The organism is Pseudomonas sp. yb_5 (assembly GCF_043103865.1).
Lineage (GTDB): Bacteria > Pseudomonadota > Gammaproteobacteria > Pseudomonadales > Pseudomonadaceae > Aquipseudomonas > Aquipseudomonas putida_Y.
In genome coordinates this window covers 24,736-42,720 of the sequence record NZ_JBICKE010000071.1, presented here as the reverse complement: position 1 = coordinate 42,720, position 17,985 = coordinate 24,736, and the positions used below count along the sequence as shown (strand labels likewise).

The window sequence follows — 17,985 nt, the reverse complement described above, 5'->3', positions numbered from 1 at the left end:
CCAATATCAACACGCCACACATGGCCGCAAGGCATGATGGACCGTGCATGACCGCAAGGATGCAGAACGATGAACCGATACGCCCCTAGAATCTTCGCCACTGCACTGATCGCACTGCTCGTTGCAGCCGGCGGGCTGGGGTACTGGAAGTCGCTCCACGACCAGTTGCCCGAAGGCCTGAGCATGGGCAACGGCCGCCTTGAAGCCACCGAAGTGCAGATCGCCAGCAAGGTCCCCGGTCGCCTGGCCGAGGTACTGGTCGATGAAGGCGACAACGTTACCCAAGGCCAGCTACTGGCACGCATCGACACCCGCACCATGGAAGCCCAGCGCAGCCAGGCCGAAGCCGAAGTGCTGCGCGCCCGGGAAAACTACGCCGCCGCCCAGGCCAGCGTGCAACTGCGCCAGAGCGAACTGCTGCTGGCCAGCCAGGAGCTCAAGCGCGTGCGCGAAATTTTCCAGCGCAAGTACGCCAGCCAGCAGTTGCTCGACCAACAGCAGGCGCGCTTTGACACAGCCAGCGCAGCAGTGGTCGCTGCCCGCGCCCAACTGGCAGCGATCAAGGCTGCAATCGGCGCCGCCGAAGCTCAAGTGGCACAGCTCACCAGCGAAATCGACGACAGCAGCCTGCGAGCGCCCATCAACGGCATCATCCAGCTGCGCCTGGCCGAACCCGGTGAAGTGCTGGGTGCCGGCGGCCGCGTCCTGATGCTGATCGACCCCAGCGACCAATACATGAACCTGTACCTGCCGGCGTCCACCAGCGGCCGGCTGACCGTAGGCGATCAGGCGCGCATCGTGCTCGACGCCCTGCCCGAGCGCGCGCTGCCGGCCAAGGTGGCCTTTGTCGCAGCCAAGGCCCAGTTCACCCCCAAACAGGTCGAAACCCGCGACGAACGGCAAAAGCTGGTGTTCCGGGTCAAACTGCGCCTGAGCGACCCGGGCGCCGTGCCGCAAGCCAAACCAGGCATGCCAGGCGCCGGCTATGTCCGCACGGCTGAAGTGGACTGGCCGGCCAACTTGCAATGAACGCCCCGGCACTGCTGGCCGAAGGCATCAGCCACCGTTACGGCGACCTGGTAGCCCTGCACCCGCTAGGCTTCAGCCTGCCTGTGGGCACCCGCTGCGCGCTGATCGGCCCCGACGGGGCAGGCAAATCAACCCTGTTGGGGCTGATCGCCGGCGTAAAACGCCTGCAACAGGGGGAGCTGCAGGTGCTGGGCGGCTCGATCCGCCAACGCCGCCATCGCACGGCGCTATACCCCAAAGTAGCGTTCATGCCGCAGGGGCTGGGCAACAACCTGTACCCGGAACTGTCGATCAGCGAGAACATCCGCTTTTTCGCCACCCTGTTCGGGCTGGGCCGCCGCGAGTGTGAGCAGCGCATGGCCAATCTGTTGCAGGCCACCGACCTGCAGCGCTTTGCCCAGCGCCCGGCCGGCAAGCTGTCGGGTGGCATGAAGCAGAAGCTGGGTCTTTGCTGCGCGCTGATCCACGAGCCAGACCTGCTTATCCTGGACGAGCCGACCACCGGCGTCGACCCACTGTCGCGGCGGCGCTTCTGGGAGCTGGTTGAGCAGGTTCGCGTACAACGCCCGCAACTGACCCTGCTGGTGGCTACCGCCTACATGGAAGAAGCCGAACAGTTCGAGCATTGCCTGATGCTCGATGGCGGCCGGCTGCTGGCCGCCGGCCCTAGCCACGAACTGGCTGCGGTAACCCCCAGCGGAAAGCTGGATGACGCCTTTACCCACTACCAGGGCGCTGGCAAGACGCAGCATCAACCACTGGCAATCCCGCCGCGCCAAGCCACGGACGGCCCGGTCGCCATCGAGGCACACGACCTGACCCTGCGCTTTGGCGACTTCACAGCGGTGAACAAGGTCAGTTTCGCCATTGGCCGTGGGGAGATCTTCGGCTTCCTGGGTTCCAACGGTTGCGGCAAGACCACCACCATGAAAGTGCTCACTGGCCTGATGCCGGCCAGCGAAGGCAGCGCCAGCCTGCTGGGTCGCCCGGTGGACGCCAGCGACCTGGCCACACGCAAGCGGGTCGGTTTCATGTCGCAGAGTTTCTCTCTGTATGGCGAGCTCAGCACCCGGCAGAACCTGGCCCTGCATGCCCGCTTGTTCGACTTGCCCAAAGCCGAGAGCGCCCAGCGCATCGATGAGCTGATCGAGCGCTTCGAGCTCGCCACTATCGCCGACCAACCGTCTGGCGCCCTGCCCCTTGGTTTGCGCCAGCGTCTGTCGCTGGCAGTGGCGGTTCTGCATCGCCCGGAAGTGTTGATCCTCGACGAACCGACCTCCGGCGTCGACCCGGCCGCCCGCGACGACTTCTGGCGCCTGCTGGTAGAACTGTCCCGCGAGCAAGGCGTGACCATTTTCCTCTCCACCCACTTCATGAACGAAGCCCAGCGCTGCGATCGTATTTCGCTGATGCACGCCGGGCGAGTGCTGGCCTGCGACACACCCGATGCCCTGCAGCATCAGTACCAGGGCGCCACGCTGGAGGACGCGTTCGTCCGCTGCCTGGAGCAGGCCCAGGAGCTGGCGCCAGCCGCCACCGACAGCAGCGTGCTGGAACAGGCGTCCACCCCCACCCTGCCGCTACGCCAGGGATTCAGCCTACGCCGCCTGCTGGCAGTGGCCGGCCGTGAGGGCAAGGAGCTGCTGCGCGACAAGGTGCGCCTGGCCTTCGCCTTACTGGGTGCAATGTTCATGATGGTGATCTTCGGCTACGGCATTTCACTGGATGTGGAAAACCTCGCCTTCGCCGTGCACGATCAGGACCAGAGCCCGCAAAGTCGCGCCTACCTCGAAGCCTTCCGTGGTTCACGCTACTTCGCCGAACAGGCACCCATCCGCGATAGCAGCGAGCTGCACCAGCGCCTGCAACGCTCGGAAATCAAACTGGCACTGGAGATTCCGCCCGGTTTTGGCCGCGACCTGTACGCAGGGCGCCAGCCGGTGGTGGCTGCCTGGCTCGACGGTGGCATGCCGTTCCGCGCAGAAACCAGCCGCAACTACGTGGAAGCCGTGCACCAGGCCAACCTGGAGCAACTGGCACAGGCCAGCCCGCAACCGCAGCCACGCCAGGACCCGGTGCGCCTGGAAACGCGTTTCCGCTACAACCAGGATGTGGTCAGCGTGAACGCCATCGGTCCGGGCGTGATGGCACTGATACTGGCCTTCATACCGGCCATGCTCACTGCACTGGGCATCGTGCGCGAGAAGGAACTCGGCTCCATCACCAACTTCTACGCCACACCCCTCACCCGCCTGGAATTCCTGCTTGGCAAGCAGATGCCCTACCTGGCTGTGAGCCTGGTCAACCTGGCGCTGCTCGTCGCGATGAACTGCTGGCTGTTCGCCGTACCGCTCAAGGGCAGCGTACTGGCCCTGGCGTGTGGCGGCGTGGCCTACCTGCTGGCAACCACCAGCCTGGGCCTGCTGATTTCGGCATTCACCCGCACCCAGATCGCCGCCATTCTCGGCACCATGATCATTACCAGCCTGCCGACCATCCAGTTTTCCGGGCTGATCGTGCCACGCTCGTCGCTAGACGGCGCAGCAGCGGTGATGGGCCAGTTGTTCCCGGCGGGCTACTTCCTCGACATCGCAGTCGGCACCTTCACCAAGGCGTTAGGCCTGCGCGAGTTGTGGCCGCAGTGCCTGATCCTGCTGAGCTTCTTTGCCGCATTCACCGGCCTGAGCCTGGCAATGCTGAAGAAGCAGGAGGCCTGACATGTCGCGCCTGAACCACACCTTGCGCCTGGGCCTGAAAGAACTGACCAGCCTGCGCCATGACAGCGTACTGCTGCTGTTCCTGCTATATGCCTTCAGCGTGGCGATCTACATGCCGGCAGCCGGCTCGGTGATCGGCGTACACAACGCCAGCGTGGCGGTGGTGGATGAAGACCATAGCCTGCTCTCGCGCAAGCTCAGCGAAGCCCTGCAACCCCCCGAGTTCCAGCCAGCCGTGCCGCTGCCCCCGCAGCGCCTGGACCAGGCCATGGACAGCGGCCAGTACACCTTCGTCATCAACGTACCGGTGAACTTCCAGAGCGACCTGCTGGCCGGGCGCTCGCCGGAGCTGCAGATCAACGTCGACGCCACGGCCATGAGCCAGGCATTCATGGGCGCCGGCTACATCGGCCGCATCTTCGAGCGTGAGCTGCTCGACTACAGCCAGCGTGGCAACGTGCAAAGCCCGGTGCTGATCAACCCCAAGGCGCTGTTCAACCCCAACCTGGAGGGGGGCTGGTTTCTGGCAGTGATCCAGATCGTCAACAACATCACCATCCTGGCGATCATCCTCACCGGCACCGCGCTGCTGCGCGAGCGTGAGCACGGCACCCTCGACCACCTGCTGGTGCTGCCGTTGACCGCGCTGGAGATCATGCTGGCCAAGATCGGCAGCAACGCGCTGGTGGTGGTGATCTGCACCTGGATTTCGTTGGTGGTAGTAGTCAAAGGCGCACTGGGCGTGCCGCTGTCTGGCTCGATGGGGCTGTTCCTGGCTGTGACCGCGCTGTACCTGTTCGCCAGTACTGCGCTGGGCATTTTCCTCGCCACCCTGGCGCGCTCGACGCCGCAGTTCGGCCTGCTGGCGATCCCGGTGATCATCCCGATGCTGTTGCTGTCCGGCGGCAGCACACCACTGGACAGCATGCCGCAGTGGCTGCAGTGGGTGATGCAAGGGTCACCATCGACGCACTTTGTCAGCCTGAGTGCCGCAATCCTGTTCCGGGATGCCGGGTGGACGGTGGTATGGCCGGATATCCTGGCGCTGACGCTGATCGGCCTGGTGTTCTTCAGCGTGGCCCTCGCGCGGTTCCGCCGTACCCTGGCGTCCTGAGCAAGGACGAGGGCCTGCACAATCCCCACGGGGCCGGACTGGCAACTATCAGCGGTTATTGCACAATCAGGTTGTTGAACAGCAGGTCCTCAACGATCGGCTTGCCCTCTTCCGCCTCCAGCACCTGCTGCACCTGTTTCAGCGCCTCTTGGCGAAGATGCTCCTTGGCCTCGACGTTGCTCATGCTGTCCACCGTCTGCTGGGTGAACAATGCCACCAGCTGGTTACGGATCAGCGGTTCGTGGTGTTTCACCGTCTTGGCCGCTTCGTCACCCGTCACGCGCAGGGCCACGTCAGCCTTGTACACGCGCAGCCGCGGGCTGCCGTCGAGCGCATAGTTGCCAACAAAGGGCGGGCTCAGGCTGATGTAGGCGACCTTGGGCGCCCCTTCCTTGGCTTCTTCGGCCATGGCCGCAGCCGGCAGCAGCAGCGCCAGCACCATCAAGATCCACGCTTTCACGAATTCGCTCCTCAATACAATTGGCGCCAGCTTACCCAGCACACCGCTCAAACCCAAGCCCGGGCTTATGCCGGCCCATCAGGGCGGGCCATGCTCGTTGACCTGCCAAGCGGCCCTCCTACACTTATCGGCCACTACCCGCAAAGGAATAGCCCCGATGAAAGCTGTGTTGTGCAAAACCCTGGGTCCAGCGCGCAACCTGGTGCTGGAAGAGGTGGCCAGCCCACTGCCGAAGAAAAACGAGATCCTGCTGGACGTGCAGGCCGCTGGGGTCAACTTCCCCGACACCCTGATCATCGAAGGCAAGTACCAGTTCCAGCCACCGCTGCCGTTCTCTCCAGGTGGCGAGGCAGCGGGCGTGGTGGCCGCCATCGGTGAAAAGGCCGGCGCGTTCCAGGTAGGCGACCGGGTCATGGCGCTCACCGGCTGGGGTGCGTTCGCCGAGCAAGTGGCGGTGCCGTTCTATAACGTTCTGCCGATCCCGGCGAGCATGGACTTCACCACCGCTGCGGCCTTCGGCATGACCTACGGCACCTCGATGCACGCCCTTCGCCAGCGCGGCCAGTTGCAAGCAGGCGAGACCCTGTTGGTACTGGGCGCTTCCGGTGGGGTCGGCCTGGCGGCGGTGGAGATCGGCAAGGCCATGGGCGCGCGGGTGATCGCGGCGGCCAGCAGTGCCGAGAAACTGGCCGTGGCCAAGGCTGCCGGGGCGGATGAGCTGATCGATTACAGCCAGGCCAACCTGCGCGAAGAAATCAAACGTCTGACCGGCGGCCAGGGCGTGGACGTGATCTACGACCCGGTCGGTGGCGAACTGTTCGAACAGGCGGTGCGCGGGTTGGCCTGGAATGGCAGGCTGCTGGTGGTGGGTTTTGCCAGCGGCAGCATTCCACAGCTGGCGGCCAACCTGGTGCTGCTCAAGGGCGCGGCGGTACTGGGCGTGTTCTGGGGGGCATTTGCCCAGCGCCAGCCGGAGGACAATGCCGCCAACTTCCGCCAGCTGTTTGCCTGGCATGCCGAGGGCAAGTTGAAGCCGCTGGTGTCGCAGACTTATCCACTGGCAGAAGCCGGGGCTGCTATCGAGAAGCTGGGGCAACGGCAGGCTGTGGGTAAGTTGGTGGTGCTGGCCAGGTAAGGCAGTAGCGGCCTCTTCGCGGGTGAACACGCTCCTACAGGTAGGGAATATTGGACTGTAGGAGCGGGTTTACCCGCGAATACGGGGGTGGCGACAACGGGGAACGGCGGGTGGAGATTGGCCGGCAGGCCCGGCCCTTTCGCGGGTAAACCCGCGCCTACAGGTGACAGCGCAGGGTTTGCCGGCGAAGAGGCCGGAACAGGTTGCTCACACTTCGCGCAGATTGTGGCAACGCCTGAATCGCGCCTCCAGATTGCGATCGGGCATCTGGTGACTACGCAATGCATTCAAGGTCTGCTCGACATAGTCGCGCGTGGTGCCATAACGCCCCTTGGCACTGGCCAGGATCTGGCTGAGCAAGGTATCCGGCAAGTTGCCGGCATAGCACGGCAAATGCCGCTCCAGCACAAAGCCCAAGGCCTGCACCTTGCTACCATCGCCCAGGCGGCAGTGGAGCCAGTGCGGCCGGTAGGCCGGATACGGCATCTCGCGTTGCCACAGGGCCATCAGTGAGTCGTCCAGATTGCGCTCATCCAGCCGGTAGGCAAAACCGCTGCAGGAACCACCGCGGTCCAGGCCAAACACCAGGCCGGGGGTTTCCGGGGTGCCGCGATGTTCATGCGACCACAGGTACAAGCCACGGTGATAACCATGTACCCGCGCGCGCTGGCGCTCCACCGAATTGCACTCCGGACGCCAGATCAACGAGCCATAGGCAAACAGCCACACCGGGCCACCCTGATGCCTGGACATGGTTGTCTTCATGGAGCTGAACAACTGTTCGCGAGTATGTTGCTGACCGAAATCGAGAGCTGGAGGGTATGAAACTTCCCAAGACATACGTTCAAGAGCCGACATAAGCTGCCGCCATTAATCCTTTGAACTACGGAGGTAGCGAGATTCGATTACGCTGCGCCGCCAGGCCGCTGTACCAAGGGCGCTTGCAGTAACCATAGGCCAGAATTGCAGGAATACTCAAGCCCTTGAACACGCGTTTCGTGCACGGCTCCGACGACTGGGAAGTACTGTTTCAGCAACGGTGAAAGTTATTGGCGAAGGCGGTAATAATTACCGCCTTATACCCATACTTTCAAACTTTGGTTATTAACCGCGCGGCGCGTAGGCGAACACATCGGCACGCATGCGGTGCGCATCCATACCGGCTTCGACCAAAGCGTCGAGTGTGGCGTAGATCATGTTCGGTGAGCCGCTGGCATACACATGCACGCTATTGAGGTCGGCAATGTCTTCGCAGACCGCTTCATGCAGCATGCCGCAACGGCCTTCCCAACCGCACAGGTCGCTGACCACTTGATGCAGGAACAGGTTGGGCAGGCGCTGCCATTCGTCCCAGTGCTCGATCTGGTAGAAGTCCTCAGGCCGGCGCACACCCCAGTACAGGTGAACCGGGTGCTTGAAGCCCTGGGCCCGGCAGTGCTCGACCAGGCTGTGCATCTGGCCCATGCCGGTGCCGGCGGCAATCAGCACCAGAGGCCCGTCGGGCAGTTCGGCCAGATGGGTATCGCCAAACGGCATTTCGATGCGTGCCAGGCCATCTCGCCTGATCTGGTCGATCAGTTGCACCGCACTAGGCTCACGCGCCAGCACGTGCAATTCCAGTTCACGCCCGGCATGCGGCGCGGATGCCAGCGAGAAGGCCGCCTGCTTGCCGCCCTCACGTTCGATCATCAGGTATTGCCCTGCGTGGTAGCGCAGTGGCTTGCCGGCAGGCGCACGCAGGCGCACCCGCCAGACGTCGCCACCGACGTCGACGCACTCACTGACGCTGCACGCCAGCTTGCGCACTGGCAGCTCGCCCAAGGCAAGCACACCGTCCCAGAGCAACACGCAGTCCTCCAGCGGTTCGGCAATGCAGGTGAACAACTCGCCATGGTCGCGGACTTCGCCATCCTGGCGAACCCGGCCTTCAACCAACAATGCGGCGCAAACATGGCAATTGCCATTGCGGCAGCTGTTTGGGCAGTCATAGCCCAGCCGCCGTGCTCCATCCAGGATCCGTTCCCCGGGTTCAAGCGCCAGCACCGCCCCGGACGGCTGCAACGTTACCTGCATCAATCTATTCCCAACTGATCCCACAGCTCATCGATACGGCGGGTGACGGCCTCATCCTTGACGATGACCCGGCCCCATTCGCGTGTAGTCTCGCCCGGCCACTTGTGAGTAGCGTCCAGGCCCATCTTCGAACCCAGCCCCGATACCGGTGACGCAAAGTCCAGGTAGTCGATCGGGGTGTTGTCAATCATTACCGTATCACGCTTGGGGTCCATGCGCGTGGTAATGGCCCAGATCACATCGTTCCAGTCACGAGCGTTGATATCGTCATCGGTGACAATAACGAACTTGGTGTACATGAACTGTCGCAGGAACGACCACACACCCAGCATTACGCGCTTGGCGTGGCCTGGGTACTGTTTCTTCATGGTCACCACCGCCATGCGGTACGAGCAGCCTTCCGGCGGCAGGTAGAAGTCAGTGATTTCCGGGAACTGCTTCTGCAGGATCGGCACGAAGACTTCGTTCAGCGCCACGCCGAGAATGGCCGGCTCATCTGGCGGCCGGCCGGTGTAGGTACTGTGGTAGATCGGTTTTTGCCGGTGGGTGATGCGCTCGACGGTGAACACCGGGAAACTGTCCACTTCGTTGTAGTAGCCCGTGTGGTCGCCGTACGGGCCTTCCGGGGCCATTTCGCCCGGGTGGATCACCCCTTCCAGGATGATCTCGGCGGTTGCCGGTACCTGCAGGTTGCTGCCGCGGCACTTGACCAGCTCGGTGCGGTTGCCTCGCAGCAGGCCGGCGAAGGCGTACTCGGAGAGGGTGTCCGGTACCGGGGTCACGGCGCCGAGAATGGTCGCTGGGTCAGCGCCCAGCGCCACGGCGACCGGAAACGGCTGGCCGGGGTTCTTCTCGCACCACTCTCGGTAGTCGAGGGCGCCGCCACGGTGGCTGAGCCAGCGCATGATCACCTTGTTGCGGCCAATCACCTGCTGGCGATAGATGCCCAGGTTCTGACGGTCCTTGTTCGGGCCACGGGTAACGGTGAGGCCCCAGGTAATCAGCGGCGCCACGTCGCCAGGCCAGCAGTGCTGAATCGGCAGTGCGCCGAGGTCGACATCGTCACCCTCGACCACCACTTCCTGACACACCGCGTCCTTGACCACTTTTGGCGCCATCGACACGACCTTCTTGAAGATCGGCAGCTTCGACCAGGCGTCCTTCAGGCCCTTGGGCGGCTCGGGCTCCTTGAGGAAGGCCAGCAGCTTGCCGATTTCCCGCAGTTCGCTGACCGACTCGGCGCCCATGCCCATGGCCACCCGCTCCGGGGTACCAAACAGGTTGCCCAGCACGGGGATGTCGAAGCCGGTGGGCTTTTCGAACAGCAATGCCGGGCCCTTGGCGCGCAGGGTGCGGTCGCAGACCTCGGTCATTTCCAGGACGGGGGAGATCGGTACCTGGATGCGCTTGAGCTCACCGCGCTGTTCCAGGCCACGGATGAAGTCGCGCAAGTCGCGATACTGCATGCAGGAGCCTCGTGTTGGCCGTATCGGTCGGGGTGCAGAGTGTAGCGCCGTTCGAGGCCTGTTTGGGGGCAAAAATGCACTGGGGCCACCTTGCGCCCCTTCGCAGGCACGCCCGCCCCCACAAGGATTGTATTTAACCTGTGGGAGCGGGCGTGCCCGCGAAGGGCCGCAAGGCGGCCCCAATTACTGCCTGATCGGGAAGCTTACTTGCGCTTCATCGACAGGAAGAACTCATCGTTGGTCTTGGTCTGCTTGAGCTTGTCGACCAGGAACTCGATGGCAGCGATTTCGTCCATCGGGTGCAGCAGCTTGCGCAGAATCCACATACGCTGCAGTTCGTCGTCAGCGGTCAGCAACTCTTCGCGGCGGGTGCCGGAGCGGTTGATGTTGATGGCCGGGAACACACGCTTCTCGGCGATGCGGCGGTCCAGCGGCAGCTCCATGTTGCCGGTGCCCTTGAACTCTTCGTAGATCACTTCGTCCATCTTCGAGCCAGTTTCAACCAGCGCAGTGGCGATAATGGTCAGCGAACCGCCTTCCTCGATGTTACGCGCAGCACCGAAGAAGCGCTTGGGCTTCTCGAGGGCGTGGGCGTCGACACCACCGGTCAGCACCTTGCCGGAGCTCGGGATCACGGTGTTGTAGGCACGTGCCAGTCGAGTGATCGAGTCCAGCAGGATAACCACATCCTTCTTGTGCTCGACCAGGCGCTTGGCCTTCTCGATCACCATCTCGGCAACCTGCACGTGGCGGGTTGGCGGCTCGTCGAAGGTGGAGGCAACCACTTCGCCACGCACGGTGCGCTGCATTTCGGTCACTTCTTCCGGGCGCTCGTCGATCAGCAGGACGATCAGGTGGCACTCGGGGTTGTTGCGGGTGATGTTGGCCGCAATGTTCTGCAGCATGATCGTCTTACCGGCTTTCGGCGGGGCAACGATCAGGCCGCGCTGGCCTTTGCCGATCGGGGCGCACAGGTCGATGACGCGACCGGTCAAGTCCTCGGTGGAGCCGTTACCGGCTTCCATCTTCAGGCGCTTGTTCGGGAACAGCGGCGTCAGGTTTTCGAACAGGATCTTGTTCTTCGCGTTTTCCGGGCGGTCGAAGTTGATGGTATCGACCTTCAGCAGGGCGAAGTAACGCTCCCCTTCCTTCGGTGGGCGGATCTTGCCGACGATGGTGTCGCCGGTACGCAGGTTGAAACGGCGGATCTGGCTGGGCGAGACATAGATATCGTCTGGGCCGGCCAGGTAGGACGCATCAGCCGAACGCAGGAAACCGAAACCATCCTGGAGAATCTCCAGCACGCCGTCACCCGAGATCTCTTCGCCGCTTTTCGCATGCTTCTTCAGCAGGGCGAAAATCACGTCCTGTTTGCGCGAACGGGCCATGTTTTCGATGCCCATCTGTTCGGCCATTTCCAAAAGATCGGTAATCGGCTTTTGCTTGAGTTCAGTCAGGTTCATAAGGGGAATGACGTAATCATGTAAGAAGGGAGAATTAAGCTTCTGGCTTAATGAGGCCGCGCCGCTGGATGGCGACAGGATCGCGTACTGATTCGAATTAGGGATGCTTCGGCGACGGCATGTAGAGGGCACTGGAAAAGCAGTGCGAGGCCGAATGTAACACTTGCTTTTTTCTGCGTCTAGTGCTCTGAAAAAGAAAAGCCCCGCATTTGCGGGGCCTATTCACATCACAGGTGGGCGTCGAGGAATGCGGCCAACTGCGATTTGGACAGTGCACCAACCTTGGTGGCCTCGACGTTGCCGTTCTTGAACAGCATCAGCGTCGGGATACCACGCACACCGTGCTTGGCCGGGGTTTCCTGGTTCTCGTCGATATTCAGCTTGGCGACGGTCAGTTTGCCCTCGTAGGTGGAAGCGATGTCGTCCAGAACCGGAGCGATCATCTTGCATGGACCGCACCATTCAGCCCAGTAGTCGACCAGTACCGCGCCTTCGGCCTTCAGGACATCGGCTTCGAAGGAGGCGTCGGTGACATGTTTGATCAGATCGCTGCTCATGGATATCTCCAGGGTCGTAAGCAAAAAACGTGGCCCATGATAGCCGCACCCACGCCGGACAGGAAGCCACGGACGATTGAGTGTAACTATAGTTGCGCAAGACGCCGCGAATCGAAACTGTCATATGGCCGTCATAGAATCGAATGGCACATTGCCTTGCATCAAGGCCAGTACAACGGCGGAGTGCCACGCGTTGGCGATAGCCTGCTATCGTGGCACGATTGCCAGGTTAACGACCGAGAACAACCAGATCATGCCGCATACCATCGCGAAGAACCTGTCCCTGATCGCCGCCATTGACCTTGGCTCCAACAGTTTTCACATGGTCGTGGCCAAGGCCCACCATACCGAAATCCGCATCCTTGAGCGGCTCGGCGAGAAGGTTCAGCTGGCCGCCGGCATCAACGAAGAGCGCATGCTCAGTGAAGAGGCAATGGAAAGAGGCCTGGATTGCCTCAAGCGCTTTTCCCAGCTGATCAACGGCATGCCGGCAGGCTCCGTGCGTATCGTCGGTACCAATGCCTTGCGCGAAGCGCGCAACCGTAACGAATTCATCCAACGCGCCGAAGCCATCCTCGGCCACCCGGTGGAGGTCATCTCCGGCCGTGAAGAGGCGCGCCTGATCTACCTGGGCGTGTCACACACCCTGGCCGACACCCCCGGCAAGCGCCTGGTGGCCGACATCGGCGGCGGCAGTACCGAATTCATCATTGGCCAGCGCTTCGAGCCGCTGCTGCGCGAAAGCCTGCAGATGGGTTGCGTAAGCTTTACCCAGCGCTATTTCCGCGACGGCAAGATCACCCCGGCCCGCTATGCCCAGGCCTACACTGCCGCGCGCCTGGAACTGATGAGCATCGAAAATGCCCTGCACCGCCTGACCTGGGATGAGGCGATCGGCTCATCCGGCACCATTCGCGCCATCGGCGCCGCCATCAAGGCCGGCGGCCTGGGCAATGGCGAGGTCAACGCCGAAGGCCTGGCCTGGGTCAAACGCAAACTGTTCAAGCTGGGCGAGGTCGACAAGATCGACTTCGACGGCGTCAAGCCAGACCGCCGCACCATCTTCCCGGCTGGCCTGGCGATTCTCGAAGCGATCTTCGATGCCCTTGAACTGCACCGCATGGACCACTGCGACGGCGCCCTGCGCGAAGGCGTGCTGTTCGATCTGCTCGGCCGCCACCACCACGAAGACGTGCGCGAACGCACCCTGAACTCGCTGATGGAGCGCTATCACGTGGACCAGGGCCAGGCTGCGCGCGTCGAGCGCAAGGCGTTGCACGCATTCGACCAGGTGGCCGATGCTTGGGATCTGAAAGAAGGAAACTGGCGCGATCTACTGGGCTGGGCCGCGAAAGTGCACGAAATCGGGCTGGACATTGCCCATTATCACTACCACAAGCACGGCGCTTATCTGATCGAGCACTCGGACCTGTCGGGCTTTTCTCGGGAAGATCAGCAGATGATGGCCCTGCTGGTGCGCGGGCACCGCCGCAACATCCCCAAGGACCGTTATGCCGAACTGGGTGAGGAAGGGGTCAAGCTGCTGCGCCTGTGCGTGCTGCTGCGCTTTGCCATCCTGTTCCACCACATCCGCGGCACCCAGCAAATGCCAAAAGTAGAACTGCACGGCGGGGACAACAGCCTGGATGTCGCCTTCCCTGAGGGTTGGCTGGAACAGAACCAGCTGACCCAGGCCGACTTCGCCAACGAGGCGGAGTGGCTGGCCCGGGTCGGTTTCGTCCTCAGCGTACGTTGAGGACCGGGTTGCTCAGGCGCTCCAGCAGGGTCGCCTGAACGCTGCGCGGGTTCTGGTTGCCGGTCGGGGTGCTGCGCACGTAGCGCCCGTCTGGCTGCAAGGTCCAGGCGTGGGTATTGTCGGTCAGGTAGCCTTCCAGCTCCTTCTTCACACGCAGCAACAACTTCTTGCCTTCCACCGGGAAGCAAGTCTCGACACGCTTGTCGAGGTTGCGCTCCATCCAGTCGGCGCTGGACAGGTAGATCTGCTCTTCGCCGCCATTGAGGAAGTAGAACACCCGCGTGTGCTCGAGGAAGCGACCAATGATCGAGCGCACCTGGATGTTGTGCGAAACCCCCGGAATGCCAGGGCGCAGGCAGCACATGCCACGCACCACCAAGTCGATTTTCACGCCCGACTGGCTGGCCTTGTACAGCGCCTTGATGACTTTGGCGTCGGTCAGCGAGTTGAACTTGGCGATGATGTGCGCCGGCTTGCCTTCGAGGGCAAACTGGGTTTCCCGCGCGATCATGTCGAGCATGCCCTTTTTCAGGGTGAACGGCGCATGCAGCAGCTTCTTCATGCGCAGGGTCTTGCCCATGCCGATCAACTGGCTGAACAGCTTGCCGACGTCCTCGGTGAGCGCATCGTCAGAGGTCAGCAGGCTGTAGTCGGTGTACAGGCGGGCGTTGCCGGCGTGGTAGTTACCGGTACCCAAGTGCGCATAACGCACGATCTCACCCTGCTCGCGGCGCAGAATCAGCATCATCTTGGCGTGGGTCTTGAACCCGACCACGCCGTAGATCACTACCGCACCGGCCGCTTGCAGGCGGCTGGCCATCTGCAGGTTGGACTCTTCGTCAAAGCGCGCACGCAACTCGATCACCGCAGTGACCTCTTTGCCGTTACGCGCCGCGTCCACCAGGGCGTCGACGATTTCTGAGTTAGCCCCCGAGCGGTACAGGGTCTGGCGCACGGCGAGCACGTGCGGGTCCTTGGCGGCCTGGCGCAGCAGGTCGACCACTGGCGTAAAGGACTCGAACGGGTGCATCAGCAGGATGTCCTGCTTGCTGATCACACTGAATATGTTATCGGCGTTCGCCAGCAGCTTGGGGATCGCCGGGGTGAACGGTGTGTATTGCAGCTCCGGATGGCTGTCCAGGCCGGTGATGCTGAACAGGCGGGTGAGGTTGACCGGGCCATTGACCTGGTACAGCTCGCTTTCGCTCAGGCTGAACTGCTTCAACAGGTAGTCCGACAGGTGTTTCGGGCAGGTGTCGGCCACTTCCAGGCGCACGGCGTCACCGTAGCGGCGCGAGAACAGCTCACCGCGCAGCGCGCGAGCCAGGTCGTCGACCTCTTCAGAGTCCAGCGCCAGGTCGGCGTTACGCGTCAGACGGAACTGGTAGCAGCCCTTCACCTTCATGCCCTGGAACAGGTCGTCGGCGTGCGCGTGGATCATCGACGACAGGAACACGTAGTTTGCGCCCGGGCCGCCCACCTCTTCCGGCACACGAATGACCCGCGGCAGCAGGCGTGGCGCCGGAATGATCGCCAGACCCGAGTCGCGACCGAAGGCATCCACCCCCTCGAGCTCGACTATGAAGTTGAGGCTCTTGTTCACCAGCAGCGGGAACGGGTGAGTCGGGTCAAGGCCAATCGGGGTAATGATCGGGGCAATTTCGTCGCGGAAATAGCGGCGTACCCAGGTCTTGAGCTTGGGTGTCCAGTAACGGCGGCGGATAAAGCGGATCTGGTGCTTTTCCAGCTCAGGCAACAGCACGTCGTTGAGGATCGCGTACTGGCGCTCTACCTCGATGTGCACCAGTTCGCTGATGCGCGCCAGCGCCTGGTGGGGCTGCAGGCCATCGGCTCCGGCCTGTTCACGGGCGAAGTTGATCTGCTTCTTCAGGCCGGCGACGCGAATCTCGAAGAACTCGTCGAGGTTACTGGAGAAGATCAACAGAAACTTGAGGCGTTCCAGCAGCGGGTAGCTCTCATCCAGTGCCTGCTCCAGCACCCGGATATTGAACTGCAGTTGCGAGAGTTCGCGATGAATGTACAGGCTGCTGTCGTCCAGGCCAGGGACGGCGATTGCCGGGGCCGGCGCAGGCACCGGAGCCACAGGCTCGGCCACCTGTTCCGCTTCAGGCTCGGCCGCCGGAGGCAGGTCTGGCGGGGTTTGCACCATCTCTTCTGGGAGCTCCTGAGCATCCTTGATCGCGACAGGGCTTAGCACTTCATTATTCATCTGGCGTTCCTGAGGACGTTAACGCCCTATCATCTATTGAGCGGCAAGATAAGCGCCCATTATGACGCCCGTGTGACACACATGGGCAAGCCGTGGCAAGGCCTCTGGCATTGTCTGCGCTGGAATTGTTCACGTCGAGACACATTTGGACACTTTCACGAACGCGCGCGAAGGGGTAGGCTGCGCGTTCATTTCGCCAGCACCTCAGAAAATGCTTCAACAATTCCTGCAGGATTTCGGCTACTTCGCCCTTTTTCTAGGCACCTTCTTTGAAGGCGAGACCATTCTGGTGCTTGCGGGTTTCCTTGCGTTCCGCGGTTACATGGATATCAATCTGGTGTGCCTGGTGGCCTTCTTCGGCAGCTACGCGGGCGACCAGTTGTGGTACTTCATGGGCCGACGCCACGGGCGCAGGATCCTGGCGCGCAAGCCGCGCTGGCAGGCAATGGGTGACCGCGCGCTGGACCACATCCGCCGCCATCCTGATATCTGGGTGCTGAGCTTCCGCTTTGTCTATGGTTTGCGCACGGTCATGCCGGTGGCCATAGGCCTGTCGGGTTACCCGCCACGCCGCTACCTGCTGCTGAACGGGATTGGCGCGGGCATCTGGGCAGTGGCCCTGGGCGTCGCGGCCTACCACTTCGGCGCCATCCTCGAAGGCTTGCTGGGCAACGTCAAGCGTTACGAGCTATGGGTGCTTGGTGGCCTGGTGGCGCTGGGCGGTCTGCTGTGGCTGCGCCGGCGCTTCCGCGCGTTGCGCGCGGAGCGCAGGGCGGCGAGCCAGGCCCAGCCCCCAGAGGCTGAGCAGGCTGTAGGCCACGAGCAGAAACCAGGCCAGCGGCACGACCACCGCTAAGCCCAAGGCGCCGGCCAGGTACAATGCCGGCGCATTCAGAAATAGCCGCGCCAGCTCAAGGCGTGCAGACCAGGGCCGATTCTCCAGCAACGCGCCCAGCACGAACAAGCCAAACGCCATCAGTGACCAGCCGAGCACCAGCGCGGCAACCGGCACGCGCTCGGCCACGTCCATCAAGTAGCTGCCCAAGGCCACGTAGACCACGAACTGCGCGGCCACATAGGCTTGCTGCGCGCGCCCCAGGGCAATCTCGAACTTGCGAAATAACGCCAGGTCCTGCTTGGCCTGTGGGTAGCGTGCAGCCACATCGGCCGGGCGCCAGCCGGTAGGCATGAACCAGATACGCAGCTTGTCCCACAGGCTGGTGGTGCGCCGGGCGTCATGCCAGAGCTGGGCATAGAACTGCAGGTTGGCCCATAGCGGGTTCCAACTGGCCAGCGGCGTGGTCACCCCGAACACCACCGGCTCAGCCGTGTCCTCCTCCTTGAACGTGCCGAACAGACGGTCCCAGAAAATGAACACACCGCCGTAATTGCGATCCAAGTAAGCAGGGTTTTGCGCATGGTGGACGCGATGATTGGATGGCGTGATCAACACCCACTCAAGCCAGCCAAGTTTGGGGATATGCCGGGTATGCACCCAAAACTGATACAGCAGGTTGAGCGAGGCCACGGTGATGAACACCAGTGGCGGCACGCCCAGCAGCGCCAACGGCAGGTAGAACAGCCACGAGAAAATGAACCCGCTACTGGTCTGGCGCAGCGCCGTGGTGAGGTTGTACTCCTCGCTCTGGTGATGCACAGAGTGCGCAGCCCACAGCACGTTGCGCTCATGCCCCAGGCGGTGCAGCCAGTAGTAACAGAAGTCGTACAGGACAAAGGCCAGCAACCAGACCCACCATGCCTCTGCCGGCAATCGCAGCAGCGCCAGGTGCTCGAAGGCCAGGGCATAGGTGACCAGCCCTACGCCTTTGGTCAGCAGCCCGGTACTGGTCGACAGTGCGCCGGTACTCAGGCTGTTGATCGAATCGGCCAAGGTGAAATTGCGCTGGCCACGCACACGATCGGCGACCAGTTCGACGGCTATCAGCACAAAAAAGAACGGCACGGCCAGCAGTATCAGGTCCATG

The 17,985-nt window shown here is 62.6% G+C and carries 13 protein-coding genes and 1 pseudogene; 6 read left to right on the top strand and 8 right to left on the bottom strand.

Features of this window, described 5'->3' with window-relative positions; all coding sequences use genetic code 11:
• Positions 1-69 precede the first annotated feature (69 nt).
• From ACF8GF_RS11145 to ACF8GF_RS11135, 3 genes are read left to right on the top strand one after another with little or no spacing between them, the layout of a single operon-like run.
• On the top strand, positions 70-1,029 hold the full coding sequence (locus ACF8GF_RS11145; protein ID WP_176682828.1) for an HlyD family secretion protein: 960 nt from the start codon (positions 70-72) through the stop codon (positions 1,027-1,029).
• A complete protein-coding gene (gene rbbA, locus ACF8GF_RS11140; protein ID WP_176682829.1) occupies positions 1,026-3,746 on the top strand; it encodes a ribosome-associated ATPase/putative transporter RbbA in 2,721 nt (906 codons plus the stop codon). The genes ACF8GF_RS11145 and rbbA overlap by 4 nt, the downstream gene beginning before the upstream one ends.
• Before the next feature lies 1 nt (position 3,747).
• On the top strand, positions 3,748-4,860 hold the full coding sequence (locus ACF8GF_RS11135; protein WP_392460443.1) for an ABC transporter permease: 1,113 nt from the start codon (positions 3,748-3,750) through the stop codon (positions 4,858-4,860).
• 55 nt (positions 4,861-4,915) lie between these two features.
• Here ACF8GF_RS11135 and ACF8GF_RS11130 read toward each other — a convergent pair whose 3' ends face one another.
• Positions 4,916-5,320 carry a flagellar basal body-associated protein FliL gene (locus tag ACF8GF_RS11130; protein WP_021783527.1) on the bottom strand — a complete coding sequence of 135 codons (405 nt, stop codon included), beginning with the start codon at positions 5,318-5,320 and terminating at the stop codon, positions 4,916-4,918.
• Between the two features lie 157 nt (positions 5,321-5,477).
• Between ACF8GF_RS11130 and ACF8GF_RS11125 the strand changes: the two genes are divergently transcribed.
• The gene (locus tag ACF8GF_RS11125) at positions 5,478-6,455 is read left to right on the top strand and encodes an NADPH:quinone oxidoreductase family protein (protein ID WP_176682831.1); all 978 of its coding nucleotides are present in this window, start codon (positions 5,478-5,480) and stop codon (positions 6,453-6,455) included.
• A gap of 207 nt (positions 6,456-6,662) precedes the next feature.
• Here the strand turns inward: ACF8GF_RS11125 and ACF8GF_RS11120 are convergent, their stop codons facing one another.
• The 5 genes from ACF8GF_RS11120 to trxA form a co-directional block, all read right to left on the bottom strand.
• On the bottom strand, positions 6,663-7,313 hold the full coding sequence (locus ACF8GF_RS11120) for a gamma-glutamylcyclotransferase (RefSeq protein ID WP_176682832.1): 651 nt from the start codon (positions 7,311-7,313) through the stop codon (positions 6,663-6,665).
• Positions 7,314-7,559: 246 nt separating this feature from the next.
• The gene (locus tag ACF8GF_RS11115; protein WP_392460444.1) at positions 7,560-8,528 is read right to left on the bottom strand and encodes a CDP-6-deoxy-delta-3,4-glucoseen reductase; all 969 of its coding nucleotides are present in this window, start codon (positions 8,526-8,528) and stop codon (positions 7,560-7,562) included.
• Positions 8,528-9,994, bottom strand: a complete 1,467-nt coding sequence (gene ubiD, locus ACF8GF_RS11110) for a 4-hydroxy-3-polyprenylbenzoate decarboxylase (protein ID WP_020192776.1) — start codon at positions 9,992-9,994, stop codon at positions 8,528-8,530. Before ubiD ends, ACF8GF_RS11115 begins: the two co-directional genes overlap by 1 nt.
• A gap of 203 nt (positions 9,995-10,197) precedes the next feature.
• On the bottom strand, positions 10,198-11,457 hold the full coding sequence (gene rho / locus ACF8GF_RS11105) for a transcription termination factor Rho (RefSeq protein ID WP_003253661.1): 1,260 nt from the start codon (positions 11,455-11,457) through the stop codon (positions 10,198-10,200).
• Positions 11,458-11,684: 227 nt separating this feature from the next.
• Entirely contained in the window at positions 11,685-12,014 is a 330-nt protein-coding gene (gene trxA, locus ACF8GF_RS11100; RefSeq protein ID WP_003253660.1) for a thioredoxin TrxA, read from the bottom strand.
• A gap of 253 nt (positions 12,015-12,267) precedes the next feature.
• Here trxA and ppx point away from each other — a divergent pair, with 253 nt between their 5' ends.
• Complete coding sequence (ppx, locus tag ACF8GF_RS11095; protein WP_176682835.1) at positions 12,268-13,770, top strand: exopolyphosphatase; 1,503 nt, start codon at positions 12,268-12,270, stop codon at positions 13,768-13,770.
• On the opposite strand, the gene ppk1 is transcribed toward ppx, so the two are convergent.
• The gene (gene ppk1 / locus ACF8GF_RS11090; RefSeq protein WP_274118877.1) at positions 13,757-16,000 is read right to left on the bottom strand and encodes a polyphosphate kinase 1; all 2,244 of its coding nucleotides are present in this window, start codon (positions 15,998-16,000) and stop codon (positions 13,757-13,759) included. The two genes, ppx and ppk1, sit on opposite strands and share 14 nt — an antisense overlap.
• A 211-nt stretch (positions 16,001-16,211) precedes the next feature.
• On the opposite strand from ppk1, the gene ACF8GF_RS11085 reads away from it, so the two are divergent.
• Positions 16,212-16,856, top strand: coding sequence for a DedA family protein (locus tag ACF8GF_RS11085; protein WP_176682836.1), 645 nt, complete (start codon positions 16,212-16,214; stop codon positions 16,854-16,856).
• Positions 16,857-17,357: 501 nt separating this feature from the next.
• On the opposite strand, the pseudogene ACF8GF_RS11080 reads toward ACF8GF_RS11085, so the two are convergent.
• Positions 17,358-17,984, bottom strand: a pseudogene (locus ACF8GF_RS11080) (sterol desaturase family protein); the annotation flags it as partial.
• Position 17,985: the final 1 nt, after the last annotated feature.